Consider the following 25,103-nt stretch of genomic DNA (forward strand, 5'->3'; position numbering starts at 1 on the left):
GCAAATTAATCTCCCGAATAAAATTGGCGGACTGATTGCAGCATGAAATAAACACCCGCACTCAAACCCAAAAACAGTCCAATAATCATAAAAAACGGGTCTGTGTTCCATTTTGTATCAAGCCAGCTTCCAAAGAAAATACCGAAAAGAATGGACCCGGTCAGCTGAGCTAAAATAGAACTGTACAGCGCCATTGCTCGAAACGAATTCTTCCGCTTATTCATGCGAAACCCTCCGGGTTCACAATGGTGGCTACCGCCAGAAAAAGCGGTTACAATATATATATATTCTACATTGCTCTTTACCCTTTGTAAGCATACAATAGGGGTTTTTTAATGTCAATGCGTTTAGAGTGAAAAAGATCACACTTTGTAACGAATCTTTCACAAAATGATCAAATTTTAAAAGAGGCTTATAAGCAAGCGATCCCACGGGTGTTGGAATCGCTTGCCAGCAATTAAAATCGATCGGGCTTGCAGTCAGCGGCTTTAAAGTAATAGCGGATCGCTTCACAAATGCGGCGGGAAGCTTCTCCATCTCCATATGGGTTGGAGGCTTTGGCCATTTTCTCATACGCCGCTTGATCCGTCAGCAATTCTGACGCTAGCTGGTAAATGTTCTCTTCCTCTATTCCGGCCAGCTTCAGAGTGCCCGCTTTAATCCCTTCCGGGCGTTCTGTCGTATCCCGCAAAACAAGCACAGGCACGCCTAGTGATGGAGCTTCCTCCTGAACGCCGCCAGAATCGGTTAAAATTAAATGCGCTCTTGAAGCGAAGTTATGGAAGTCGATCACATCGAGCGGTTCAATTAAATGGATGCGCGGATCATCGCCGAGAATATCACGGGCGGCTTCGCGGACAGCTGGATTTAAATGAACAGGATACACGACTTGAATATCCTTATGCTCTTGAACGAGGCGCTTAACGGCATTGAACATGTTGCGCATCGGCTCTCCCAGGTTTTCGCGGCGATGCGCCGTCATCAGCACAAGGCGGTCGCTGCCGATGCGATCCAATACTTCATGGCTGTATGCTTCTTTTACTGTCGTCTTTAAGGCATCAATGGCTGTGTTGCCTGTAACAAAGATCGTCTCCGCTTTTTTTCCTTCATTTAAAAGGTTGCGCTCCGCTTGATCCGTCGGCGAGAAATGCAAATCAGCCATCACACCTGTCAATTGGCGATTCATTTCTTCAGGGAACGGGGAGTATTTATTCCATGTGCGCAATCCAGCCTCTACATGTCCTACGGCAATTTGATTATAAAATGCCGCTAAGCTGGCGATGAAAGTAGTCGTAGTGTCCCCGTGGACCAGCACGATATCCGGCTTGACTTCTTTCATCACCCGATCCAAGCCTTCAAGGCCCCGAGTGGTGACATCAATCAGCGTTTGCCGGTCCTTCATAATGTTCAAGTCATGATCCGGCACAATGCGGAAAATTTCAAGCACCTGATCGAGCATTTGACGGTGCTGGGCAGTCACCGTTACGATCGATTCGAAATGCTCCGGATGCTTTTGCAGCTCCAGCACGAGCGGAGCCATTTTAATGGCTTCCGGACGAGTTCCGAAAATGGTCATTACTTTAATTGGGCGATTCATTTCATATGCACCTACTTTTTGATTATTTTGTTCCGAACAAGCGGTCTCCTGCATCTCCAAGCCCTGGCACAATATATCCTTTTTCATTCAGCTTCTCATCCAGCGCAGCGATATAAATATCGACATCGGGATGCGCCTTTTGCATCGCTTCGACTCCTTCCGGGGCGGCGACTAAGCACATGAATTTCATATTTTTCGCTCCGCGCTTCTTTAAGGAATTGATTGCTTCCACAGCTGATCCTCCCGTTGCCAGCATCGGATCCACAACGATGAAATCCCGCTCTTCGACATCAGTCGGAAGCTTGACATAGTACTCAACCGGCTTCAGCGTTTTCGGGTCGCGATACAGTCCAACATGTCCAACTCTAGCTGCCGGGATCAGCTTCAAAATCCCTTCCACCATGCCAATGCCCGCACGCAAAATAGGAACGACACCGAGTTTTTTGCCGGCCAGCATTTTCGTATTCGCCTGGCAAACCGGCGTTTCGATGGTGACTTCTTCAAGCGGCAAATCGCGCGTAATTTCGAATGCCATCAGTGTCGCAATTTCATCGACAAGCTCCCGGAATTCTTTCGTCCCTGTATGTTTATCACGGATCATAGTTAATTTGTGCTGAATTAATGGGTGATCAAACACATACACTTTTCCCAAAGTTATCGCTCCCTTTTCTTTATGTATCCTATCATTTCATAAAAGCTTTCTTCTAGCAAACGTCTTCCCCACGGCAAAAAAATAAGCCGCGGGAGCAGCTATATTCTCCGCTCTTCGGAGATATTTATGAAGCTTCATCTTATTTTACAAAAAAAACAGAAGAAGAACAATGAAAAACAAAAGCGAGACAGGTCTCGATGGTCCCGTCTCGCTCATTCATTATTTATATAATGGGAATCTTGCTGTCAGCTTTCGCACGCGCTCGCTGATTTCTTGAAGCTTCGCCTCGTCTTCATGGTTTTTCAGTGTATCGGCGATAATCGCAGCCACTTCATCCATCGACTGTTCATCAAATCCGCGGCTGGTGACGGCGGCGGTTCCGATGCGGATGCCGCTTGTGACAAACGGGCTTTCCGGATCGAATGGTATCGTGTTCTTATTAACGGTTACACCGACTTCATCCAGCACCTTTTCCGCTATTTTTCCTGTCAATCCTAGAGATTGAAGGTCGATGAGAAGAAGATGATTGTCGGTGCCGCCGGATACTAGACGCAGGCCTTCCTTGGCCAGCCCTTCACCTAAACGCTTGGCATTGTTCACAATGTTTTGCGCATAATCCTTAAAGCTCGCATCAAGCGCTTCGCCTAACGCTACCGCTTTTGCCGCAATGACATGCATAAGCGGTCCGCCTTGAATACCCGGGAAAATAGATTTATCAATCTTCTTCGCGAACTCCTCTTTACAAAGGATCATTCCTCCGCGGGGTCCGCGCAGAGTCTTATGCGTAGTCGTTGTGACAAAATCGGCATGCGGTACGGGATTCTGGTGAAGACCCGCTGCAACAAGCCCTGCAATATGAGCCATGTCCACCATTAAATAAGCGCCGACTTCATCTGCAATTTCGCGGAATTTCGCAAAGTCAATGGCGCGCGGATAAGCGCTTGCCCCTGCGACGATCAATTTCGGTTTATGTTCGATCGCTTTCTTTCGCACATCCTCGTAATCGATAGTTTCCGTCTCTTTATCTACGCCGTATTCAATGAAATTGTATTGCACGCCGCTGAAGTTTACCGGGCTGCCGTGTGTTAAGTGGCCACCGTGAGACAGATTCATCCCCAGAACGGTGTCGCCGTGCTCCAGCACAGTAAAATAGACAGCCATGTTCGCCTGAGCGCCGGAATGCGGCTGCACGTTGACATGCTCGGCTCCGAAGATTTCTTTCGCGCGGTCGCGGGCTAAGTTTTCCACAACATCGACATGCTCACAGCCGCCATAGTAACGCTTGCCTGGGTAGCCCTCCGCATATTTATTCGTGAGCACAGAACCCTGCGCCTCCATCACCGCTTCGCTGACAAAGTTCTCTGAAGCAATGAGCTCGATTTTCGTCTGCTGCCGCTTTAATTCATCTTGAACCGCATGAAATACCGCTGAATCTTGTGTCTCAAGTTTACTCATTTTCTAACCCCTCTCCCGATCAATAGATTCTTTTCTCCGACTTTATGTATTGCCAATTTTATAAATTCTCTTACATTCTAACATGTTTTGATGATCTTTCAAATGAAATCTCGATAGATAACGAATTTTTTTAAATAAAAAACCGGCATTTTCAAAGAAAATCCGGTTAATTCTTAACATTAGTTTGTGCAACTTCCGTTTATATTCGTTTTTTCATAAACTGCTCTTTCTCCGCCGATCAGCTTCGGACGGGTTTTCGCCATGGTCACATGAGCAAAACCGACTGATTTAATGCTTGTCCTGACCGGAACCGCCACATGCTTCAAATGCATGCCGATCAGTGTGCCGCCGATGTCGATGCCGGCATCCGCTTGAATATGTTCAACGACGGCGCTGTTCGGATTCTGCGCGAACGCATAAGCGGCCATCGCTCCTCCCGCTTTCGGCACAGGCACGACGGACACTTCCTCGAGCTTGCGGCATTCGATCAGCGCGCGGTCTACAACGAGCGCCCGGTTTAAATGCTCACAGCATTGAAACGCCAGATGAAGACCGTGTTCATCCGCAAACGCCCGCAGCTTTCGGTAGAGCCCTTCAGCCACCTCCATCGTGCCGGCGGTTCCGATTTTCTCCCCGGCTACTTCAGAGGTCGAGCAGCCGATGACCATCAGCTGTCCCTTTTGCAGCTGCGCTTGCTGTTGAAACTCCCGCAGCAATTGCTGAAGGCTTACTTCCCAATCTTTCAATGAAGACAAAGCTCTTCACCTCGGTTTACTGTTGTTGTTCATACGCCTTGATCTTGCCAACGCGATTCTCGTGACGGCCAGCTTCGTACTCCGTTGTCAGCCATACTTTGGCGATTTCGCGGGCCAGCCCCGGACCGATTACGCGTTCCCCCATAGCGAGGATGTTGCTGTCGTTATGCTGCCGCGTCGCTTTAGCGCTGAATAAATCATGGACGAGCGCACAGCGAATCCCGCGGACCTTGTTGGCCGCGATACTCATGCCAATCCCTGTTCCGCATATTAAAATGCCGCGGTCAAATTCTCCTTTAGCCACTTTTTCTGCCACGGGTAAAGCATAGTCCGGATAATCAACGGATCCTTCACATTCGCAGCCAAAATCCGCATACTCCATCCCAAGCTCATCAAGCAGGCTTTTGATTTCTTCCCGAATATTCACTCCGCCATGATCAGAAGCAATCGCAATTTTCACCGCAGAAACTCCTTTCCATTCCACTCTTTTCTTTTCATTTTGACACAGAACCGCTTCATAGGCAAACAAAGATCTCTGCCGCTTTGTTACAGATGAAATTGGGTGATGGTTGACTTCAGATCTTCCGCCTGCTGTTTCAGCTGCTGTATGACTTCTTCAATATGATTCATGACCTCTTTTTGCTGCTTTGTCGCTTGTGTGACTTCCACTGCGCCCGCAGATGTTTCCTCCGCGATGGCCGCTACTTCTTGCGATTGTCTGGAGGTCACCTGAATGCTGTCCATCTGCTTGTCCACCAATCCGGAGATCATTTGCACGGCTGCTGCTACCTCATGAATTTTCTCTGTCATCCGCTCGATGGCCGTGTTGGCAGCTGACCCCTTCTCCACTTCCGCTGCGACAGAGCTTACTTGAGAAGAAATCTTATTCACTACTTGATCAACATCCTGCTGCATTTGCTTAATCAGTTCAGAAATTCCTTGAACAGCTGTTGCACTTTCATCTGCTAGCTTGCGGACTTCTTCCGCCACGACAGCGAATCCTTGCCCATGCTCGCCGGCACGAGCCGCCTCGATGGACGCATTTAAAGCAAGCAAATTGGTTTGTGCAGCCATATCGCCGACCAACTGGATAATCTGCTCCACTTTCCTGGCGTTTTCTTCCATTCCCTTGACCGCCTGCAAGGAATGCTCGTTCTCTGATGACAGGCGCTCCATCCCTGAAATAAGAGATTGAAATACCGCCTTGCTTTTTTGCAGATCGTCCACCATTTCCTCGGCCTGCACAGCCGAATTCTTCGCCTTCTGCTGAACTTCTGCAGCCAGGCTGGTGACATCCTCGACCGACTCCGCAGTGGATTGAATGGCCATTGCGGAGTTTTCCGCTCCGGCAGCAATTTCATCGACCGTCCGAAAGATTTCTCCCGCTTTCCGGGAGGCGTTAGACGCTTCTGCAGAGATCTGTTCCACGCTTTCATTCGTGCGTTCGAAATTATTTTCAATACTGTGAACCATCTGGCGCAAATTGCCAAGCATATTATTGAAAGCCTGGGCCAGTGAATGAATTTCATCGCGGCTTTTCGGCAGCTCGACATCTTTTTCAATGTTTCCTTTAGCCGCTTCCATTGCCGCCATCTCCAGCCTTTTCAGCGGTTTCACAAAATAACCGCCGGCAAAATACGCGAGAATGCCCGACCAGATAATCCCTAATAATAAGGTGATAACTGTAAACAATACTTCGTTCACATAAGAAAAGAACGCTTGATATACATAGTAAATAAAAAATCCGCTTGTCGAATACGTAATTATTGCAAGAACCGTAATTAATGCAACTAGTTTTTTTCTTAATCCAAATGAAGTTTGACGGACGTTTTCCATAATTGTCCCCTTTCTAGACTGCTCCGACTAGTTTGATAGCTTTTCGATCAGTTGTTCCATTAATTGCTCCAGCTCATCGCGCGTCATGCGATACTGCTCGATTGAACCTCCGAATGGATCCTGGACGTCTTCTTGCTGACCCCGGACATACTGCTTGAACACATGGATTTTCTGTGCAGCTTCGGGAAATTGCGAAATCAGCATGCTTCGGTGACTTGCGGTCATCGTTAATACCACATCCGCCCACTCCAAGATTTCCTCTGATATTCCTTGGGAAATATGCTCGGCATCAATCTTCTTTTCCTCCAGTGCCAGCTTGGCCTGTTCAGATATCGGGCAATCTGAAGCCGCGTAAATCCCTGCGGATTTCACACTCCAATCGGGGCGCCTGTGCCTGAGCAGCGCTTCGGCCATTGGACTGCGGCACGTATTTCCCGTACAGACAAATAAAATCTTCAATGCATTTTCCCTCCCAATACAAGTTGCCTTGCTTCTATTATATAGGATTTCTTTTCAAAAGAGGGAATTTAGTTCTATCTTTTTCAGCCTATTGGCCATAGTAATTTTAACCCAAATGCGAATAATATGCACCCGCCAAAAGCTTCACTATAGGATCCAAGCAACCCCTTTGTTCGTTTGCCCAAAAGCAAACCGCTCCACGTTAGCACCGCGGCTATTCCGCCGAAAAGCGCTAATGCCAGCGCGGCTCTTGCTCCGTAAATCCCCAGCGTCAACCCTACCGAAAAGCTATCTAAACTGACGATGACAGCGAAAAGCAGCAAGCTCCATCCAGACGGCACGCTTCTGCGCTCTTCATCTTTATTTAGGATGGAGCCGATCATTTGCAGCCCCGCTAGGATCAGCAAGATGCCTCCAGCCGTATTGGCCACTTCGCCAAACAGATTCGATAAAAAGCGCCCGGCCACCATGCCGATAAACGGAAAACCAATATGCAATGCGCCAACCGCCAGGCCCATCACCAAAATGCGCTTGCGCCGAATCGGGCGCATGCCGATCCCTAAGCTTGCTGAAAAGGCATCCATTCCTAAGGCAACGGCCATCATCGCTAGCGTGAGCAGTTCCCCCATTCCTCCACCATTCCCTTCCCTTTTGGACGTGCTACTCTTCAACATATGCACGGGAACAGCAGAATTTTCTTTAAAATCCGCCTAAGGCGATGTTCAAGGTCAAACCTAAAAATGAGACTATGGATTATATAGCTGTTCTTGTGGAAGAAATAGATTATGAAACTTTTCAGGAAACAAATTTTATTCAAAGGATAGAGCACGACCAGGAATGTTATTTATTTAATATTTACACGGATGACCTGCTAAAGGCTGTCGATGAGTTTGATTAATCATTAGAGGACTTTTATGTGTAAGAGTGTTTTACCCTTCTAAAATTTCGGATGCTTTACAAGCTATAATAAATTTGGGGCATATTGCCTTATAAAAAGGATCGGCGACAAATGATAGATGAGTTGAAAATTATTGATGGTTTTTTCGATAGTGAGCGTTTTGTCATGTGAGGGATTGCTGGCTTTACCGTAGTGGGAACGTATGAAGCAGATGGCTTGAGATCAATTGCTAGACTGATTCATGATAATGAGCCATTCAGTTTGATGATCAACAAAGATCGTGTGATACATATTCCAATGTCGCAAAACAAGCAGGTCAAGAAGGAACTAAACAAGATTGCGGATGAGTTAGAGGGATGTGAGAAATAAAAAGTGAACTCTAAAAAGGAACCCTATCTCTTTTATATGACAGGATTCCTAATAGCCGCTAAGACTTATTCCGAGATTTGACTTTATTGTTACACAGTCCCCTAAAGTATAATGGCAGGCTGTTTTTATCCAATAGAATATTCTCATTGGCATGCATGTTTTCCTATTGGATGAAAAATTAAAATAAACAAAATATCGAAAAAATTATTAAAAAAACAAAAATTAACTTGATATTAAAGCCTAAAGATAATAACATTGATTGTGAAAAAAATACATATTTTTTATTTTTTAGGAAATTAATAGTGAGGGAGTTTTTAATTGACACATTAACATTAGGAATTGTAACAACAGATTTATTTACAGAAAATGAAGTTCAAGCTGCTGAAAATTTGAATAACTCCTATGAAAGTCAAACAAGCCAGTATAGTATTTCTAATGTTATATATCTGGTACAACAAGTAAAGATAACAAGTGACAATGTTTATATTGGAGCTATGCCCAACGGTTTTTATAAACCAGAAGAAATGCCAAACCCATAGCTGGAACTTTTCACCAATCACAGATTATTGGATTTGAGAGGCTAAAAGTTGGATCTACAATCTTTTTTATGGAACTAATATCTATGTTCAATAATTATAGATTTAAATACCCACTGGTTACCTTGAAGGCGCTCAAGGAAAAATACATAAAATTAGGGGTTTCCAAAAAAGGGGTGAATTGCTATTTAATATAAGAGTTAGAAGGACAAGCTTTTAAATGTTTAAAAAAAGAATCTTTTTTCAATTACATTTATGTTATTATACAACAAGGGTAGGGAATATATGGTACTTAGGTATATAAGTATATTTTTATTAGGATTTTTATTAACATTTATTGTTTCAGTAGACTTTTTTGATCAATCCAATTTAGCACTTAGTTTATTTTCTAGAATTATTTTTGCTTTATTTTTCTTATTAATTATTTGGCTGTTACAAAAAACATTTTATAAAAAGAGTACAAAAAAATGAAAGATATTAAAAATTGGTATAAGGTTTTATCTACTTTCATGATCGTTGTACTGTTAATCGGGACCATTACTTCCACAGCTAGTGCAAAAAGCAACAAACAAACATTTGAAGAAGAAATTGAAGTTTCAGAGGAAGAAGTTGAACTGTTAGCTAAATCGCTAGAATTAGTTTATGAATCCGGACAAGTTACACAAAACAATAAACTTATAGGCTTTAATCAACAGAAATTCGAAGAAGAGTTAGCTGGATTAGAAGGTTCAAAAGAAGTAATCCAACAATTAGAAGAAAATAATTTATTCGCAGAGGTTCCAGAACAAATAATCTCACCTCGATTAGCAGCTTGTGCTTGGCACGGGATGAAAGAAAAACCTGCATATATCAAAGCCGAAAATACTTGCATAAAAAATGGATTAAAAGCAAATTACGGGCCTGTAACGACAATTTCCACTATAGCTAACCTGATTGCTGATAAAGAATTCACTTTAGCAGCTAAAAAAATAATAGCTTTAGGAATAAGAAGCAATATAGCAGGTGTTATAGTTACCGTGTCTTCCATTCTCCTAGATTGTAGTAAGAAAATGGAGAAAAAATTTCCTGGAAAAACTAATTGTTATTAATAAAAATAGCTAGTTACTTTGAGATTAAAAGTAACTAGCTATTTTTGTAATATTTTCTTAGCCACTTGCTTCTTCTAGTGAAATCGGAAAGTTACATTCAAAGTGTGGATTAAAGGAGTTTTCACAATGGTTAGCAAAAAATACGAATAACAAAAGTACTTCTTTCTGATTAGAAGTGTGGAGTGTTGATAAAGATTATAAAATAATGGAACATACGAAAAGCTGTCGATATCGACATTATCAAATTTTTAAAATGCGGGAAAAAGGAGGAAGATAGCGGACGAACGCTATAGCTAGAGATATTAAGCAGTCAGTATTCAATAACGAAACAGAAGCAATGTTATACATGATTAAGAACATATACGAAGCTGATACCTGTTACATATTTTCGGTGCCGGCCTACACTTTTTCTATAAGCATAAAGGAAAATGAGGACATCGAAGAAGCAGTAAAATGGGAGCGGCACTTTCTTTCGGATCCAGAATAGAAAGATACGTTTTATAGCTGAGATGAGGACTATGGTGAACGAATTGCTGATGATAACCAGCCTGTACTAAGTGTCAATGTTCTTCGGATATATAGAGAATCTCGTAGAGTGGTCATATCAATATTACTTAAGCCTCCTCGATCTTTTGAGGAGGCTTATTTTATTTAAATCAGATCATAAGCGTTATCATTTTCATACCATTCGACATCAGATGGATTATTTCTATCCAGCAATATAACCCCATGTTCATTAGCGGACAGTTTTCGAATTTGATTCTTGTCTTGACGATTTAATTCAGAAAGCTCTTTTAACAATTCTTGAATCGTTTTTTCTGAATCCCTTTTCACTTTCATCACCCTTCAGAATCTTTTATCTTCGCTTCTAATCGTTTTTAATTAAAAGTCCTAAAATTATTAAAACGCAAAATAAGGGAATTTTAAAGCCAAAGATCAACAAACCCCATTTTCTCGTTTCTTGTTTGGCTATTCACTATTTATTCTACGATTTGATTTACAGTAAGTCTCTGCACCTTTAAATTTCCGCGGCATAAGCCGTTCGCTCCAATGTCCTGCCTATGTCATGGTTACGTCCTTTTCCTGTCATGTTTAGGTATTGTTTTTCTCTCTTCTTGTGACCCCCAACGAAACGTTAGGATTTGCCTAAGGGGCTTATGGGGAAGCCTCTTCCTCTTTCCGCCAACGGTGAGCAGCGGCTTTTTCCAAACGATTCATTACCGCGACTCCGACCCCCTCATATGGAAAGGTTTCCGAGAAGATCACTTCCACATCGGCTTCATTAAAAGTACGAAGAACATCGTAAAGGGAATGGGCTACAGAGGCCAAATTCTTTCTGCTGCCGCATGGGATCACAACTTCAGCCCGATAGAACGGCGCCTCTTCTGTTGTTGTCAGCATGCCGACTTTTTTTCCCTGCGCGCGCGCTGCATCAATTTGCGCCTGTATCCACTGACGGCTGCCGTCCATTAAATACATCGGCGCGTTCGGTGCATAGTGCTTATACTTCATACCCGGCGATTTCGGTCTTTCCGAAGCGTTTTTCAATGCTGGATCAAAAACCGTCTTCCCTACCACGGCTTCCATATCTTCTTTTGTAATGCCACCCGGCCGCAAAATCACCGGTACCTCCGCCGTGCAATCCACAACGGTCGACTCCACGCCGACCCCCGTTTCACCGCCATCCAGCACACCGGCTATTCTCCCTTCCAGATCCTGCCATACATGCTTAGCCGCGGTCGGGCTTGGCTTTCCTGAGCGGTTGGCGCTTGGAGCTGCAATCGGAACGCCCGCTTCACGAATAACGGCGAGTGCCAGCGGATGATTCGGCATGCGCACCGCTACCGTTTCCAGTCCAGCTGTTACTTTATCCGCTAATACGTGATCCTTCTTTTGAAATATAATGGTTAATGGTCCCGGCCAAAAAGCTTGCATCATTTTCTGCGCTTGCAAAGGAATATCGGCGACCAGCTTTTCAAGCTGCGCCTGATCCGCAATATGGACGATCAGCGGATTATCGCTCGGCCGCCCTTTCGCTTCATATATTTTCGCTGCGGCTTCCTCAGATAGGGCATTAGCGCCAAGGCCATAAACCGTTTCTGTCGGAAAAGCCACCACTTCATTATTCTTCAGTAAAGCGGCCGCTTCTTTGATTTGTGGATAACTTTTTAAATCATCCACATCTTTATCCACATGCCAATACTTTGTGATCAATTCGTTCACCTTTTTTCATATTCAGTGTTTTTCCCGTTTATTGAATACTATATACCCAGATATTCACAAACGAAAGGAGTTTATCCACAAAATGTGGATAGTTTTTTTGCTTTTGTGTATAAATCTGTGGATAGCTGTGGATAAATTTCTGAAAAATAACGCAATTTCTCTGTAATCCACAGCTGTTTATCCCCATCTTCACCACTTTCGCTGATATTCTTTTAATCTCTTTTGAACCATTCGACAATCGCCAGCTTAATTTGCGGAGTGACTTCCTTGCCTTCCGCATAAACCGGAGCCTTAAGCGGCTTGGCTTTGGGTGCGGACGCGGGTCTCTTCTCTGCTTTCGCGTTTTCCTCCTGTGAAGCTTGCCGCGCATCTTCTTCTACACCGGGACTGACCGCTGTCCCGTTGGAGGCATCCAGAAAGCATAGCGGCGGATATAGCACGCACCACCAGTTAGCTCCCTCCCCTTCCCCTATCGTAATGAGAATCGCTTCATATTCTCCCGCCGGATAGAGAAAATTACCGTATAATTTCGTCGGAAAGTCCACTTTGCCAAACTCCACCTGAATCGGATCGCCGACTCCCTCTTTCCTTGCTCTTTCTGCAGCGATCCGCTGAATTTCAGGGAGCTTTTTCTTCAGCAATTGACGAGCCTGCGGCAGCTCCTTCAGATCCGCCACCCACTTTGTGATTTCTTGATTGACATCATCTCTGATTTTCCTTTTGAGTGCTTGATCGGTCTCGCTATCGCTGTTTGCCAAGATCCGCAGCCGAATCGCTTCCTTCGGTATCACGACCGTTTCTTCCGCTTCTTCTGCTTGACCGGGCATATATAAGCTGATGATCGTCGCCACGGATATAATCAATAGGTATATACCTGCTATTTTTTTGTTCATGTTTTTCCCCTCCTGGCCATCATTCTGTCCAAAAGGAGAAAAACCTAAACAATGAATCTCACTTTTTTTATTGTCTTTCAAACTAGGATCTTCTTAAAAAAACCATCCGGTCCTTGCCGTTGATATCCCGCTTAACTTCAACCGCCGCTTCAGGAAAGGCCTTCTGCAGCAAAGCAGCGACCGCCTCCCCTTGGCCGGCGCCGACTTCGAAACCGACGAGCGCCCGCGGCTTTAGCACTCGGGCAAGCTGCTCACTAAAACGGCGATAGATCGCAAGACCGTCCTTTCCACCGAACAGCGCGAGATGCGGTTCATGGTCGGCCACGACAGGGGAAAGCTCTTCTTTGTCGCCGATCGGAATATACGGCGGATTGGATAAAAGCACATCAAGCTTAATCCCTGCCGACGCCAGCGGTTCTAGAAGATCTCCTTGCATCCACTTCACATCCGCCTGCCATTTTTCTCCGTTCTGTTGCGCTGTCTGGAGCGCTTCCTCCGAGAGATCGACCGCATAGACATCAAGGTCAGGCCGTTCAAGCTTCATTGTAATCGCCAAAATGCCGCTCCCTGTGCCGATATCGGCCATCGTTAAAGAAGCTGTTTCAGGAAAATGCTCTTTCATCAGTCTTAGCGCATGCCAAATCAGCTCTTCTGTTTCCGGCCGCGGAATCAGCACACTCGGGTTCACATGAAAGCTTCTTCCATAAAACTCTTCCTTGCCGGTTATATATTGTACGGGGACGCCCTCTGCATGTCTTTCGACTTGCTGCCGCCACTCCGTCAGCTGTTGATTCGTTAATTCTAAATGCAAGTGAGCGAATAATTCTGAGCGCCGCATCTTCAGCACGTGCTGTAATAGAATTTCTCCCGCATTGGCATCCCGCCCGTGCTCCCTTAAAAAAGAAGAAGCCCAATGGAGGGCTTCGTATACTTTTTTAGACATCGGCTAGTCCTGCAGCTTTTCAAGCTTGGAGGATTGCTCTTCCATAATGAGCGCTTCCAATACCTCATCCAGCTTGCCTTCTAGAATTTGATCCAGCTTTTGAATGGTTAAACCGATGCGATGATCTGTCACACGGTTTTGCGGGAAATTATACGTGCGAATGCGCTCGGAGCGGTCACCTGAACCGACAGCTGATTTCCGCTGGGCATCGTATTCTGCTTGCGCTTCCTGCTGAAACTTATCATAAATGCGGGCGCGCAACACCTTCATTGCTTTTTCTTTGTTTTTAATTTGTGATTTCTCGTCCTGACAGGACACGACTATGCCTGTCGGGAGATGCGTTAAGCGCACAGCGGACATCGTCGTGTTGACACTTTGGCCGCCCGGTCCGCTTGAAGCGAATGTGTCCACCCGAATATCCTTTTCGTGAACGTCCACTTCCACATCTTCCGCTTCCGGCAAGCAAGCGACAGTGGCGGTCGATGTATGAATGCGTCCGCCTGATTCCGTCTCCGGCACGCGCTGCACCCGGTGAGCGCCGTTTTCGAACTTCATTTTTGAATAAGCGCCTTTTCCGTTTATCATAAAGATGATTTCTTTATAGCCTCCCAAGCCTGTCGGGTGCGCTTCAATCACTTCGATTTTCCAGCCTTGCGCTTCCGCATACCGGCTGTACATCCGGTACAGATCACCGGCAAACAGCGCCGCTTCATCGCCGCCGGCTGCCCCGCGAATCTCCATTATGACGTTCTTATCATCGTTCGGATCTTTCGGCACAAGGAGGCGCTTCAATTGTTCTTCATATCCCCCAAGCCGGCCTTCAAGCTCCTGGATCTCTTCTTTCACCATCTCGCGCATGTCCGCATCCAGCTTCTCTTCAAGCATCGCTTTCGCGTCCTCATATTCACCCTTCGCTTCTTTATATTCACGATATACTTGAACCGTTTCCTCAAGATCCGACTGCTCCTTCGAATAATCACGCAGCTTGGCCGGATCATTAATGATTTCGGGATCACTTAAAAGCTCATTCAATTTCTCATAGCGGTCTTCTACCGCCTGTAACCGATCAAACATGACTTCACCTCAATTTTAAGTCCATAATGTACTTTATTATATTATATCAAAAAGAAAAGCGGAAGAGCGGGTTCAGCCTCCGCTCACATAAGAAAAAGAGCCCCCGTCCTCCGGCTGGCGCAGCCGTTGGAGAGCCCTCTTTTGTCAGTGGCGATGCAATTTCACGCTTTCATGCACCAGCTAGCTGCGCTTTTTAACCTTTACATCAATCTTATAGCGCGGCAGAGCCTGAATTAACTTTTCATAGACGGCCTTTTCGTCCGATGCTTGATAACGCTCGCTCTTTCGTTCATGCACCGTCACCTGCATCCGGTCGCCATTGACCCATACGGCGCCCGGAGCATAAGGAGAATAGCGGCGGACAACATCTCTCGCCTTGTCAATATCAGTGCCCGTTGTGGGCTGCTCCGGGGACAAATCAAGAAAATTGGGATTTTGATTCGTGTTCACCGGGTCATCTTGCTTCGCTTCATCCGCCCGCGTTTCCGTTAAGCTTCCAGGGGCGAATTCTCTTCCGTCCTCATTTTCCATCCAGCTTTCATTGGATGCCTCCTTGTCGCCGCACGCACTTAATACGGCAGCGGACATGATGGCAATTAGAAACATTCGCATGAAAAAAACCTCCTCTACTCTAGATTCACCTGAATGGAGGAGGTTTATCCGAACGGTTATTGATTTTTCTCGATGAGGGCTTCTTGTTCGGACACGCCAGCGGCATGCGGCACTTCATGATGATGGCGGCAGCGCGGCTCGTAGCTTTCGGAAGCTCCTACTAAAATAACCGGATCATCGTAAGCAGCCGGCTGACCATTGATCAGCCGCTGAGTCCGGCTGGCCGGTGAACCACAGACCGCACAAACCGCCTGAAGCTTCGTCACCAGCTCCGCGGCCGCCATTAAAGCAGGCATCGGGCCAAATGGCTCGCCGCGAAAATCCTGATCCAATCCAGCCAAGATCACTCGATGTCCCCGGTCAGCTAAGGTCTGGGCGACCTGGATAATCTTCTCGTCAAAAAACTGCGCTTCATCAATGGCTACAATATCTACATCGTCTGTAACTTCTGTTAAAATTGTCTCCGCCTTGCTCACTGGCTGAGCAATGACAGAAGATCCATTATGGGAAACAACCGATTTTTCACTGTAGCGGTTATCGATCTCCGGTTTAAAGACCATGATCATTTGTTTGGCAAATTGCGCCCGTCGGACACGGCGGATCAGCTCTTCTGACTTCCCAGAGAACATGCTGCCGCAAATTACTTCCAACCATCCGGTTTGTTTCATCACATACATGGAAAAAGCCTCACTTTCACAACTCATTAAAGGTGGGGTATCCTATTGGGAATATAAAAAACAGGCAAGCAGTTAATCATTAACTCCTTGCCTGTTCTTTTATTTTTAATTATTTCTTCAAGCCGTATTTTTTGTTGAAGCGATCAACACGTCCGCCTGCATCAGCGAATTTTTGACGGCCTGTGTAGAATGGATGGCATTCAGAGCAAACTTCCACTCTGATGTCCTCTTTGATAGAACCAGTTTTAAATTCGTTTCCGCATGCGCATTTTACTGTCGCTTTCTTGTAATCTGGATGAATTCCTGCTTTCATTCTTGTCATCTCCTTCCGCCCTGAATCATCTGAAACAGAGTAAGTCTATAAGAAGTACAGCTTAAAACCACCGCACTCAGTTGCTAAACACACTGACAACATTATAACAAGCCTTCCTGCAAAAATCAATTAAGAATTACAAAATTCGTTTGGATGTTCCATTCGCTTTAATGTCACTTAAAAGAAGCTTGATGAAGTCGGCATTAGTCTTCGTTTGCCTTAGCTTGCGAAGAAATTTCTCGGAAAGATCCGGTGAATCGGACATCGTTTTGCGGATGGACCAGATCATATCCAACTGACTTTTCTCCATCAACAATTCTTCTTTGCGCGTACCGGAGCGCTTAATGTCGATGGCAGGGAAAATCCGGCGTTCAGCGAGAGAGCGGTCCAGATGAAGCTCCATGTTTCCGGTTCCTTTAAACTCTTCATAAATAACATCGTCCATCCGGGAGCCCGTATCAACGAGAGCAGTCGCTAGAATGGTTAAGCTGCCCCCTTCTTCAATATTGCGGGCCGCACCGAAGAAGCGCTTCGGGCGGTGAAAAGCGGCTGGGTCAATCCCGCCTGACAGCGTCCGGCCGCTTGGCGGGATCACTAGATTGTACGCTCGCGCAAGCCGTGTAATGCTGTCCATTAAAATAACCACGTCCCGCTTATGCTCCACCAAGCGCATGGCCCGCTCAAGCACCAGCTCGGCCACTTTAATATGGTTCTCAGGCACTTCATCAAATGTGGAGCTGACCACCTCCGCTTGCACCGAACGTTCAATATCCGTCACTTCTTCCGGACGCTCATCGATTAAAAGAACAATCAGCTCAGCATTCGGATGATTGGAGGAAATGGCGTTAGCCACTTCCTTCAGCAGCATAGTTTTACCAGCTTTGGGCGGCGCGACAATTAATCCCCGCTGGCCAAAGCCTACCGGAGCAATTAAGTCCATAATGCGCGTGGAAAGATTTTTTGGATTGGTTTCAAGCAGAATTTGGCGATCCGGATATAAAGGAGTCAATGCTGGGAAGTGTACACGTTCTTTCGCCGATTCCGGATCATCCCCGTTCACGGCTTCGACATGAAGGAGGCCGTAATAGCGTTCGTTTTCCTTTGGAGGCCGGACTTTTCCGGATACTTTATCACCGTTTCTTAAATCAAACCGGCGAATCTGCGACGCGGAAATATAGATGTCCTCAGAGCTTGGCGAATAATTGATCGGCCGCAAAAAGCCGAAGCCTTCCGATTGAATAATTTCCAGAACGCCTTCCATAAAGAAATAGCCCTGCTCCTCTGCGCGCGCTTTCAAAATAGCGAATATCAGTTCTTTTTTCGTCAGTTTGCTGTAGTATGAAATTTTGAATTTCCGTGCTAGCTCATAAAGCTCTTTCAGCTTTAAATTTTCTAAATAAGAAATAGTTAATTCTTCCATATTGGCACCACACTTTAATTTAATTCTCCCCTATGTAAATAAGCGAGCTAATCATAAAGAAGATAAAAACATACCTATTTTAACTGTTAGGGATTATTGAATCAATAAGTAAATTGTAAAAGGAAGGAAAAGTTATCTTGCCTGTGCGGTTGCAAGCATAGTCTATGCAGCAGTAATAGTGGGTTAAATAAAAAGTAAACAGCGGGAAACAGGCCCGTTATAAGAGCCCGTTCAGCCGCTGCCTGATTGCTTAGTCAGTCGCTCATTAAGGCTTAATCACTAGGTTCGGCTTCTTGCTCAAGCTGTGACGTCCATCGACAAAGCGCACTGTTCCGGATTTAGCCCGCATCACAATGGAGTGGGTTTCTCCATAGGTGCCCTTAAATTGAACACCGCGCATTAATTCGCCGTCTGTGACGCCGGTAGCTGCGAAGATCGCATCATCTCCGCGAACGAGATCTTCCATGAGAAGAACTTTCTTCACGTCGATTCCCATTTTTTCGCAGCGCTTCAGTTCAGCATCATTTTGCGGCAGTAGGCGTCCTTGGATTTCTCCACCCAGGCATTTCAGCGCTACGGCTGCGATAACCCCTTCTGGAGCTCCGCCGGAACCGAATAAAATATCTACGCCTGTGTGATCGAACGCTGTGTTGATCGCACCTGCTACGTCACCATCATTGATTAATTTAATGCGGGCGCCTGCTTCGCGCAGCTGCGAAATGATTTCTTCGTGGCGCGGACGATTCAAGACGGTTGCTACCACGTCTTCAATGTTTTTATTTTTCGCTTTGGCTACCGCTTTTAAGTTATCCAGCACCGAAGCGTTAATGTCAACCTGTCCAACAGCTTCAGGACCTACCGCGATCTTTTCCATATACATATCCGGCGCATGCAGAAGGTTGCCATGGTCTGCTACGGCCAATACAGCCAGCGCATTCCAGCCTCCAGATGCCACTATGTTCGTTCCTTCCAGGGGATCAACCGCCACGTCCACTCTTGGGCCGTAGCCTGTTCCGAGCTTTTCTCCGATGTAAAGCATTGGCGCCTCGTCCATTTCACCTTCTCCGATCACCACTGTTCCTTTCATCGGAATGGTGTCGAATACATCGCGCATGGCGGATGTTGCCGCGTCGTCAGCTTCCATTTTTTTGCCTCGTCCCATCCAGCGTGCAGAAGCTAATGCTGCGGCCTCCGTTACACGGACAAGCTCCATTGATAAACTTCTTTCCATTTTTGTTTTTCCTCCTGTATTACAGCTGCAGATTTTAATCCGTATGTCACAATCAACATATTTATTGTAACACATTTAGCTGAAAGTGCGGAGAAGAAATATTTAGCTTTTTATTTGTTCCAGCTCTTCCTTCGAAAGTTCTTCCCGCCAAAGCTCTGCTCCGAGGGCGCTCAGCTTTTCAACGAGATGGCTGTATCCCCTGTCAATATGCTCAAGCCCTGTCACTTCCGTAGTTCCTTCGGCCATCAGTCCGGCGATTACGAGAGCGGCTCCCGCCCGCAAATCACTCGCTCTCACCTTGGCACCACGCAGCTGTACAGGACCGTTTATCACCGCGGATCTGCCCTCTACTTTCATATTGGCGTTCATCCTCCGCAATTCATCAATATGTTTGAAGCGAGCTGAATAGATCGTATCGGTCACGACTGCAGATCCTTCCGCTTTCGTTAATACAGCGGTAAAAGGCTGCTGCAAATCTGTTGGAAACCCGGGGTACACAAGTGTTTTAATATCCACTGCTTTCAGTTTTTCCGCCTTGCCGATATAGATTTGATCATCCCCTGCTTCCACCGGCACATTCATTTCACGAAGCTTGGCCGTTAAGGACTCCAGGTGAAGCGGAATAACATTGTCCACCACGATCCCATCGCCAACTGCTGCTGCAAGAATCATGAAGGTTCCCGCTTCTATGCGGTCGGGGATAATCGTATGGCGGCAGCCGTCTAGGTGATCCACACCTTCAATGCGGATGACATCCGTTCCGGCTCCTTTAATTTTTGCTCCCATATTGTTGAGCAATGTGGCAACATCAATAATTTCGGGCTCCTTGGCCGCATTTTCAATAACGGTTCGGCCTTTGGCCTTGACAGCCGCCAGCATGATATTGATTGTTGCGCCCACGCTGACCACGTCAAGATATATCCTAGCTCCGCGCAGCTCTTTCGCCCGCAAATAAATAGCACCTTGTTCGTTGGTCACTTCTGCTCCAAGCGCTTCAAACCCTTTAATATGCTGATCGATAGGACGCGGCCCTAAGTGGCAGCCGCCGGGCAGCCCAATGACCGCTTTCTTGAACTTTCCAAGCATCGCTCCCATTAAATAATAGGAAGCGCGCAGCTTTTTCACTTTTCCGTTTGGAAGCGGCATCGCGATCATATTGGCAGGATCGACTCTCATCTTGCCATGCTGAAAAGTGATGTCGCCGCCGATCTCCTCGAGCAATCCTTTCAGCATATGAATATCAGAAATGTCCGGCAGCCCTTCAATTGTGACGGGAGACTCCGCCAAAATCGTCGCTGGAACGAGGGCGACAGCACTATTCTTCGCCCCGTCCACCCGAATCGTCCCTTTCAGCGGATGTCCTCCTACAATTTTCAGCTTTTCCATATTTGACTCCCTTCTTTCACGCACTGACTAAGCATCGAAAAGGAATAATACCCAGATGTTTTACAGCCAATTTAATATTTATTAGTTTATCCCATACGAGGTAAATCATGTATGAGGAAATGGCCTTATTATTTGGCTTTTCGATTTTCCCAGTCAGCAAGAAACGCGTCAATTCCTTTATCTGTAAGTGGATGTTGGAATAGTTGCTTTAATACTTTAAACGGTACAGTGGCAATATGTGCACCGCGCAATGATGCCTCTGTAACATGCTGCGGATGACGGATGGAAGCCGCAATAATTTCGGTTGGAATGTCATGGATAGCGAAGATGGAGGCGATTTGTTCCACTAGCTCTAATCCGTCGGCGCCGATATCATCCAAGCGGCCTAAAAACGGAGAGACATATGTAGCACCTGCCCGAGCAGCTAATAGCGCCTGATTAGCGCTGAAAATTAATGTCACATTCGTTTTAATGTTTTCCTTAGAAAAAACAGCAACCGCCTTTAATCCCTCCGGCGTCATCGGCACTTTGACGGTGATGTTCGGAGCGATTTGCGCCAGCTCACGCCCTTCCTTGATCATTCCTTCCGCATCAAGGGAAATCACCTCGGCGCTGACTGAATCACTGACTAAATCTGTGATCTCGCGCAGGCGGTCATGAAATGGAACCGTCTCTTTCGCTACAAGGGACGGGTTCGTTGTTACCCCTGAAAGAATTCCCCATGAATGTGCTTCTTTGATCTCTTCCATATTAGCTGTATCGATAAAAAACTTCATATGTCATCGCTCCTTTTATCCGATCTGCCCGCAAGCCAGGCAGTCCGCTTTATTATATTTTTGATCAGAAAAATATGCACGGAAACCGCCTTACAGAAATAAGGCGGTTTCCTCTATCCATTCAGCTATTGGCAACTGTTACGCTTTTCCTGAAGAACCGAATTCGCGCATTTTTCCTTTTACGGTTTCTTTAATGGTTTCGCGTGCAGGTCCTAAGTATTTGCGCGGGTCATAAAGATCCGGCTTGTCCGCTAATACTTGGCGAACGGTCTTTGCTGAAGCGATTTGGTTTTCTGTGTTGACGTTAATTTTCGCTGTTCCTAAAGAAATGGCCCGCTGAATATCCTTCGTTGGAATACCTGTTCCGCCGTGAAGCACGAGAGGAACGCCTGTAAGTTTCATCACTTCTTCCATGCGGTCAAAGCCAAGATTTGGCTCCCCTTTGTATGGACCGTGGACGGAGCCCAATGCAGGTGCAAAGCAATCTACCCCTGTTTCGCGCACGAGGCGGTCGCATTCTTCCGGAATAGCGTACATCGCTTCCGCATCGTCCACGATAAGATCATCTTCCTGGCCGCCGATGCGTCCAAGCTCAGCTTCAACAGATACTCCATGAATATGAGCAAGCTCTACGACCTTCTTCGTCAATTCAATATTGTGATCTAACGGATGATGAGACCCGTCGATCATCACGGAAGTAAACCCTGCTTGTATGGCTTTTGCGCACATTTCAAAGCTGGAGCCATGGTCTAAGTGAATCGCCACTGGCACAGTTACTTTATATTCTTCCATCAAAGCTTTCACCATTTCAACAACCAGTTTAAATCCGCCCATGTAGCGGCCGGCGCCTTCAGATACTCCGAGAATGACGGGTGATTTTTCTTCCTCTGCCGCTTGCAAAATCGCTTGTGTAAACTCAAGATTGTTTAAGTTAAATTGTCCTACAGCGTATTTTTCTTCTTTTGCTTTGTTCAGCATGTCTGTCATGGAAACTAAAGGCATAAATTTTTCCTCCTTGATCACTTCGTAAGTGTATAAACGTCTTTCCTGCAAATCAATTTACACTTGTATCATATCAAAACAAGCCGATCTTTACCAATCGAAAAGACAAAAAAAGCCCATGGCGCTTTCCTTTTAATTGGTGATATAATGCTTGACTGTCTCCCGAATATCATCAATATCAAAAGGCTTCGCAAAATGCGTTAACGCGCCGAGGTTTCTCGCCTCCTGAATCATATCTAATTCTCCGTAAGCGGTCATAATAATCACGCGAATATCGCTGTTTTTTTGCTTCATTCTTTTTAAAATTTCTATTCCATCCATTCCCGGAATCTTCATATCCAAAAGCACTAAATCCGGCGAATGTTCATCGGCAAGCTCCAGCGCCTTGACACCGTTAGCGGCCTGATAGGTTTCATATCCTTCCTTTTGCAGCACTTCATTCAATAAAATGCGAATGCCAAATTGGTCATCCACGATCAGAATTTTTCCACTCACGTTATACCCCCCTGCCAATGACTATATTTTTTATTTCTTGTTCCTTCTCTGGAATTCCTGCTAATTCGGCCAATTAATTTCACAAGTCTACTTGTTCTTTGATCCCGCAAACAAAGAGCGATATAATGAAGGCCGAAAAGGAGTGAAGCTCGTTGTTGAAAATGTTTACTACTCAGTTAAACGGACTGTTTCAGCGAATTGCCGACAAAGAAGCGGAAACGGTGGAGGATGGCGCACGCCTGCTGGCGCAAGCTGCGATAGGTGAGGGTGCGATTTATATAAAGGGTTTTCGGGAAATGAAAGCCGTGGAAGCAGAGGCGCTTGAGGGAGCGGAGCCGCTTCCTCATGCTAAGGAGCTTTCCGATATCAGCGCGTTAACCGCTGTGGATCGCGCGGTGCTTGTTACTCGTTTTGCTCATGATGAACAAGCCATCGCCGTTGCTAAGGCTTTGCAGGAAAAGCATGTGCCTTTTGTGGCCATTGCCGGCGCAGCCGCGTCCGATCAAGAATCGCTGGCCGATATCGCCGATTTCTTCATTGACACCCACTTAATAAAAGGGCTCATTCCTGATGAAAGCGGCGGGCGCACCGGCTTTTCCTCGGGCATGGCCGGACTTTATATTTACTTTTTACTGAAGATCACTATGGATGAAATTTTGCTGGACAATGAAGAACTGCCAGAAATGGGATGATTCCGGGCGGATTTCTTTCGTTTTCGGGTGGACCTTGTTAATTTCCGGGCGGAGCAGCCGGAAATACGGTCAGAAGCCATGAAAAATCCCCTTGAAGCATGTGCTTCAAGGGGATTTTCGTCGTTATTTCAACGAAGCTTCAATAAAGTCACGGAACAGCGGCTGCGGGCGCGTTGGACGAGAAGCGAATTCTGGATGGAATTGAGCCGCGACGAACCAAGGATGATCCGCCAGCTCCACAATTTCCACCAGGCGTCCATCCGGACTTGTTCCGGAGAAGATAAAACCTTTCTTCTCCATCATTTCGCGGAATTCATTATTGAATTCGTAGCGGTGGCGGTGGCGCTCATACACCACTTCATCATTATAGGCCGCAAATGCCTTTGTGCCTTTTTGCAGCTTGCATGGATACAAGCCGAGGCGAAGCGTTCCGCCGAGATCTTCAATATCCTTTTGTTCAGGCAGAAGATCGATTATTGGATAAGGCGTGTTTGCATCAATTTCAGAAGAGTGCGCTCCTTCTAAACGAAGCACATTTCTGGCGTATTCAATAGAAGCAAGCTGCATGCCTAAGCAAATACCGAAAAACGGCACCTTGTTTTCACGGGCATACCTAATAGCTTCCATTTTTCCCTCGATGCCGCGGTCTCCGAATCCGCCCGGCACTAAAATACCTGACGCATCTTTCAAACGCTCTTCGACATTGTCTGCTGTAATCTCAGCAGAGTTCACCCAGTCAATTTCAATATCAGCATCAAATGTATAGCCGGCATGCTTCAATGCTTCCACGACAGAAATGTAAGCATCTTGAAGCTCCACGTATTTACCGACAAGGGCAATTTTTGTTTTGCGGGACAGATTGCGGACTTTCTCTACAAGCGCCTTCCATTCCGTCATTTCCGCATCATGGCATTGCAGCTTTAAATGACGGCAAACTAAATCGTCCATTTTTTGGTCTTGCAGGGATAACGGCACCGCATAAAGCGTATCCGCATCCAATGCCTCAATAACGGCTTCCGGCTCAATATCACAGAATAAAGCCAGCTTTTCTTTCATCTCCTGAGAGACCGGCATTTCTGTGCGGACGACGATAATATTCGGCTGGATTCCCAGACTGCGCAGTTCTTTCACGCTATGCTGCGTTGGCTTTGTTTTCATTTCGCCCGCCGCTTTTAAATACGGAATGAGCGTACAATGAATGTACATGACATTATCATGTCCGATATCGCTTTTAATTTGGCGAATTGCTTCCAGGAAAGGCAGTGATTCAATATCTCCCACTGTTCCTCCAATTTCAGTGATAACGACATCAGCCTTTGTTTCTTTGCCTGCGCGCATCACACGCTCTTTAATTTCATTTGTGATGTGCGGGATGACCTGCACCGTTCCGCCTAAATATTCCCCGCGGCGTTCCTTGCGCAAAACCGTCGAGTAAATTTTTCCTGTCGTCACGTTGCTGTATTTAGACAGATTAATATCAATAAAGCGCTCATAATGGCCTAAGTCTAAATCGGTTTCCGCTCCATCTTCCGTCACAAACACCTCTCCATGCTGATAAGGACTCATCGTTCCCGGATCGACGTTGATGTACGGATCGAATTTCTGAATGGTTACCTTTAGCCCGCGGTTTTTCAGCAAGCGGCCAAGAGAAGCTGCTGTAATTCCTTTTCCTAAAGAAGAAACAACTCCGCCTGTTACAAAAATATATTTAGTCAATTTGA

28 protein-coding genes and 1 pseudogene are annotated in these 25,103 nt (G+C 46.0%); 4 read left to right on the forward strand and 25 right to left on the reverse strand.

Going from position 1 to position 25,103, the window contains the following annotated elements:
- Nucleotides 1–5 precede the first annotated feature (5 nt).
- The 10 genes and pseudogenes from CEF20_RS13715 to CEF20_RS13755 form a co-directional block, all read right to left on the reverse strand.
- Nucleotides 6–224, reverse strand: coding sequence for an AtpZ/AtpI family protein (locus CEF20_RS13715; RefSeq protein ID WP_232713536.1), 219 nt, complete (start codon nucleotides 222–224; stop codon nucleotides 6–8).
- 233 nt (nucleotides 225–457) lie between these two features.
- Nucleotides 458–1,597: a non-hydrolyzing UDP-N-acetylglucosamine 2-epimerase gene (gene wecB / locus CEF20_RS13720; protein WP_100332475.1), complete on the reverse strand. Its 1,140-nt coding sequence runs from the start codon at nucleotides 1,595–1,597 to the stop codon at nucleotides 458–460.
- 22 nt (nucleotides 1,598–1,619) lie between these two features.
- Nucleotides 1,620–2,249, reverse strand: a complete 630-nt coding sequence (gene upp / locus CEF20_RS13725; RefSeq protein WP_100332476.1) for a uracil phosphoribosyltransferase — start codon at nucleotides 2,247–2,249, stop codon at nucleotides 1,620–1,622.
- A gap of 219 nt (nucleotides 2,250–2,468) precedes the next feature.
- On the reverse strand, nucleotides 2,469–3,704 hold the full coding sequence (locus CEF20_RS13730; protein ID WP_100332477.1) for a serine hydroxymethyltransferase: 1,236 nt from the start codon (nucleotides 3,702–3,704) through the stop codon (nucleotides 2,469–2,471).
- Nucleotides 3,705–3,883: 179 nt separating this feature from the next.
- Entirely contained in the window at nucleotides 3,884–4,459 is a 576-nt protein-coding gene (locus CEF20_RS13735) for a TIGR01440 family protein (RefSeq protein WP_100332478.1), read from the reverse strand.
- A gap of 16 nt (nucleotides 4,460–4,475) precedes the next feature.
- On the reverse strand, nucleotides 4,476–4,919 hold the full coding sequence (rpiB, locus tag CEF20_RS13740; protein ID WP_100332878.1) for a ribose 5-phosphate isomerase B: 444 nt from the start codon (nucleotides 4,917–4,919) through the stop codon (nucleotides 4,476–4,478).
- 86 nt (nucleotides 4,920–5,005) lie between these two features.
- On the reverse strand, nucleotides 5,006–5,953 hold the full coding sequence (locus tag CEF20_RS13745; protein ID WP_408607827.1) for a methyl-accepting chemotaxis protein: 948 nt from the start codon (nucleotides 5,951–5,953) through the stop codon (nucleotides 5,006–5,008).
- Nucleotides 5,945–6,295, reverse strand: a pseudogene (locus CEF20_RS17550) (HAMP domain-containing protein); the annotation flags it as partial. The gene CEF20_RS13745 and the pseudogene CEF20_RS17550, both read right to left, overlap by 9 nt.
- A gap of 27 nt (nucleotides 6,296–6,322) precedes the next feature.
- Nucleotides 6,323–6,754, reverse strand: a complete 432-nt coding sequence (locus CEF20_RS13750) for a low molecular weight protein arginine phosphatase (protein ID WP_100332480.1) — start codon at nucleotides 6,752–6,754, stop codon at nucleotides 6,323–6,325.
- Nucleotides 6,755–6,837: 83 nt separating this feature from the next.
- Nucleotides 6,838–7,428 carry a manganese efflux pump MntP gene (locus tag CEF20_RS13755; RefSeq protein ID WP_232713538.1) on the reverse strand — a complete coding sequence of 197 codons (591 nt, stop codon included), beginning with the start codon at nucleotides 7,426–7,428 and terminating at the stop codon, nucleotides 6,838–6,840.
- Nucleotides 7,429–7,472: 44 nt separating this feature from the next.
- On the opposite strand from CEF20_RS13755, the gene CEF20_RS17145 reads away from it, so the two are divergent.
- The 3 genes from CEF20_RS17145 (at nucleotide 7,473) to CEF20_RS13775 (ending at nucleotide 9,645) form a co-directional block, all read left to right on the forward strand.
- Nucleotides 7,473–7,652: a hypothetical protein gene (locus CEF20_RS17145; RefSeq protein WP_232713539.1), complete on the forward strand. Its 180-nt coding sequence runs from the start codon at nucleotides 7,473–7,475 to the stop codon at nucleotides 7,650–7,652.
- Nucleotides 7,653–8,323: 671 nt separating this feature from the next.
- Nucleotides 8,324–8,560: a hypothetical protein gene (locus tag CEF20_RS13765; RefSeq protein WP_100332481.1), complete on the forward strand. Its 237-nt coding sequence runs from the start codon at nucleotides 8,324–8,326 to the stop codon at nucleotides 8,558–8,560.
- 464 nt (nucleotides 8,561–9,024) lie between these two features.
- Complete coding sequence (locus CEF20_RS13775) at nucleotides 9,025–9,645, forward strand: hypothetical protein (RefSeq protein WP_100332483.1); 621 nt, start codon at nucleotides 9,025–9,027, stop codon at nucleotides 9,643–9,645.
- A gap of 651 nt (nucleotides 9,646–10,296) precedes the next feature.
- Here the strand turns inward: CEF20_RS13775 and CEF20_RS13780 are convergent.
- The 14 genes from CEF20_RS13780 to CEF20_RS13845 form a co-directional block, all read right to left on the reverse strand.
- Nucleotides 10,297–10,479 carry a hypothetical protein gene (locus CEF20_RS13780; protein ID WP_157796294.1) on the reverse strand — a complete coding sequence of 61 codons (183 nt, stop codon included), beginning with the start codon at nucleotides 10,477–10,479 and terminating at the stop codon, nucleotides 10,297–10,299.
- A gap of 321 nt (nucleotides 10,480–10,800) precedes the next feature.
- Nucleotides 10,801–11,859, reverse strand: a complete 1,059-nt coding sequence (locus CEF20_RS13785) for an L-threonylcarbamoyladenylate synthase (protein ID WP_100332485.1) — start codon at nucleotides 11,857–11,859, stop codon at nucleotides 10,801–10,803.
- A gap of 221 nt (nucleotides 11,860–12,080) precedes the next feature.
- Nucleotides 12,081–12,761 carry a stage II sporulation protein R gene (spoIIR, locus tag CEF20_RS13790; RefSeq protein ID WP_100332880.1) on the reverse strand — a complete coding sequence of 227 codons (681 nt, stop codon included), beginning with the start codon at nucleotides 12,759–12,761 and terminating at the stop codon, nucleotides 12,081–12,083.
- Nucleotides 12,762–12,843: 82 nt separating this feature from the next.
- Complete coding sequence (gene prmC / locus CEF20_RS13795; protein WP_100332486.1) at nucleotides 12,844–13,704, reverse strand: peptide chain release factor N(5)-glutamine methyltransferase; 861 nt, start codon at nucleotides 13,702–13,704, stop codon at nucleotides 12,844–12,846.
- 3 nt (nucleotides 13,705–13,707) lie between these two features.
- On the reverse strand, nucleotides 13,708–14,778 hold the full coding sequence (prfA, locus tag CEF20_RS13800) for a peptide chain release factor 1 (RefSeq protein ID WP_100332487.1): 1,071 nt from the start codon (nucleotides 14,776–14,778) through the stop codon (nucleotides 13,708–13,710).
- Between the two features lie 180 nt (nucleotides 14,779–14,958).
- Nucleotides 14,959–15,390 carry a hypothetical protein gene (locus CEF20_RS13805; protein WP_100332488.1) on the reverse strand — a complete coding sequence of 144 codons (432 nt, stop codon included), beginning with the start codon at nucleotides 15,388–15,390 and terminating at the stop codon, nucleotides 14,959–14,961.
- A gap of 56 nt (nucleotides 15,391–15,446) precedes the next feature.
- Nucleotides 15,447–16,067 carry a thymidine kinase gene (locus tag CEF20_RS13810; protein WP_100332489.1) on the reverse strand — a complete coding sequence of 207 codons (621 nt, stop codon included), beginning with the start codon at nucleotides 16,065–16,067 and terminating at the stop codon, nucleotides 15,447–15,449.
- A gap of 109 nt (nucleotides 16,068–16,176) precedes the next feature.
- Nucleotides 16,177–16,380 carry a 50S ribosomal protein L31 gene (gene rpmE, locus CEF20_RS13815; RefSeq protein WP_100332490.1) on the reverse strand — a complete coding sequence of 68 codons (204 nt, stop codon included), beginning with the start codon at nucleotides 16,378–16,380 and terminating at the stop codon, nucleotides 16,177–16,179.
- A 136-nt stretch (nucleotides 16,381–16,516) separates the two neighbouring features.
- The gene (rho, locus tag CEF20_RS13820; RefSeq protein WP_100332491.1) at nucleotides 16,517–17,800 is read right to left on the reverse strand and encodes a transcription termination factor Rho; all 1,284 of its coding nucleotides are present in this window, start codon (nucleotides 17,798–17,800) and stop codon (nucleotides 16,517–16,519) included.
- Nucleotides 17,801–18,065: 265 nt separating this feature from the next.
- Entirely contained in the window at nucleotides 18,066–19,031 is a 966-nt protein-coding gene (glpX, locus tag CEF20_RS13825; RefSeq protein ID WP_100332492.1) for a class II fructose-bisphosphatase, read from the reverse strand.
- A gap of 102 nt (nucleotides 19,032–19,133) precedes the next feature.
- The gene (locus CEF20_RS13830; RefSeq protein ID WP_100332493.1) at nucleotides 19,134–20,417 is read right to left on the reverse strand and encodes a UDP-N-acetylglucosamine 1-carboxyvinyltransferase; all 1,284 of its coding nucleotides are present in this window, start codon (nucleotides 20,415–20,417) and stop codon (nucleotides 19,134–19,136) included.
- Nucleotides 20,418–20,545: 128 nt separating this feature from the next.
- Nucleotides 20,546–21,193, reverse strand: coding sequence for a fructose-6-phosphate aldolase (fsa, locus tag CEF20_RS13835; RefSeq protein ID WP_100332494.1), 648 nt, complete (start codon nucleotides 21,191–21,193; stop codon nucleotides 20,546–20,548).
- Nucleotides 21,194–21,331: 138 nt separating this feature from the next.
- Nucleotides 21,332–22,195, reverse strand: a complete 864-nt coding sequence (locus tag CEF20_RS13840; protein WP_100332495.1) for a class II fructose-bisphosphate aldolase — start codon at nucleotides 22,193–22,195, stop codon at nucleotides 21,332–21,334.
- Between the two features lie 132 nt (nucleotides 22,196–22,327).
- A complete protein-coding gene (locus CEF20_RS13845) occupies nucleotides 22,328–22,690 on the reverse strand; it encodes a response regulator (protein WP_100332496.1) in 363 nt (120 codons plus the stop codon).
- 161 nt (nucleotides 22,691–22,851) lie between these two features.
- Here CEF20_RS13845 and CEF20_RS13850 point away from each other — a divergent pair, with 161 nt between their 5' ends.
- Nucleotides 22,852–23,382, forward strand: coding sequence for a DUF2529 family protein (locus CEF20_RS13850; RefSeq protein ID WP_232713583.1), 531 nt, complete (start codon nucleotides 22,852–22,854; stop codon nucleotides 23,380–23,382).
- A 123-nt stretch (nucleotides 23,383–23,505) separates the two neighbouring features.
- Here CEF20_RS13850 and CEF20_RS13855 read toward each other — a convergent pair whose 3' ends face one another.
- Nucleotides 23,506–25,098 carry a CTP synthase gene (locus tag CEF20_RS13855; RefSeq protein WP_100332498.1) on the reverse strand — a complete coding sequence of 531 codons (1,593 nt, stop codon included), beginning with the start codon at nucleotides 25,096–25,098 and terminating at the stop codon, nucleotides 23,506–23,508.
- Nucleotides 25,099–25,103: the final 5 nt, after the last annotated feature.

Origin of the sequence: Bacillus xiapuensis, from assembly GCF_002797355.1 — a bacterium.
Taxonomy (GTDB): domain Bacteria; phylum Bacillota; class Bacilli; order Bacillales; family Domibacillaceae; genus Bacillus_CE; species Bacillus_CE xiapuensis.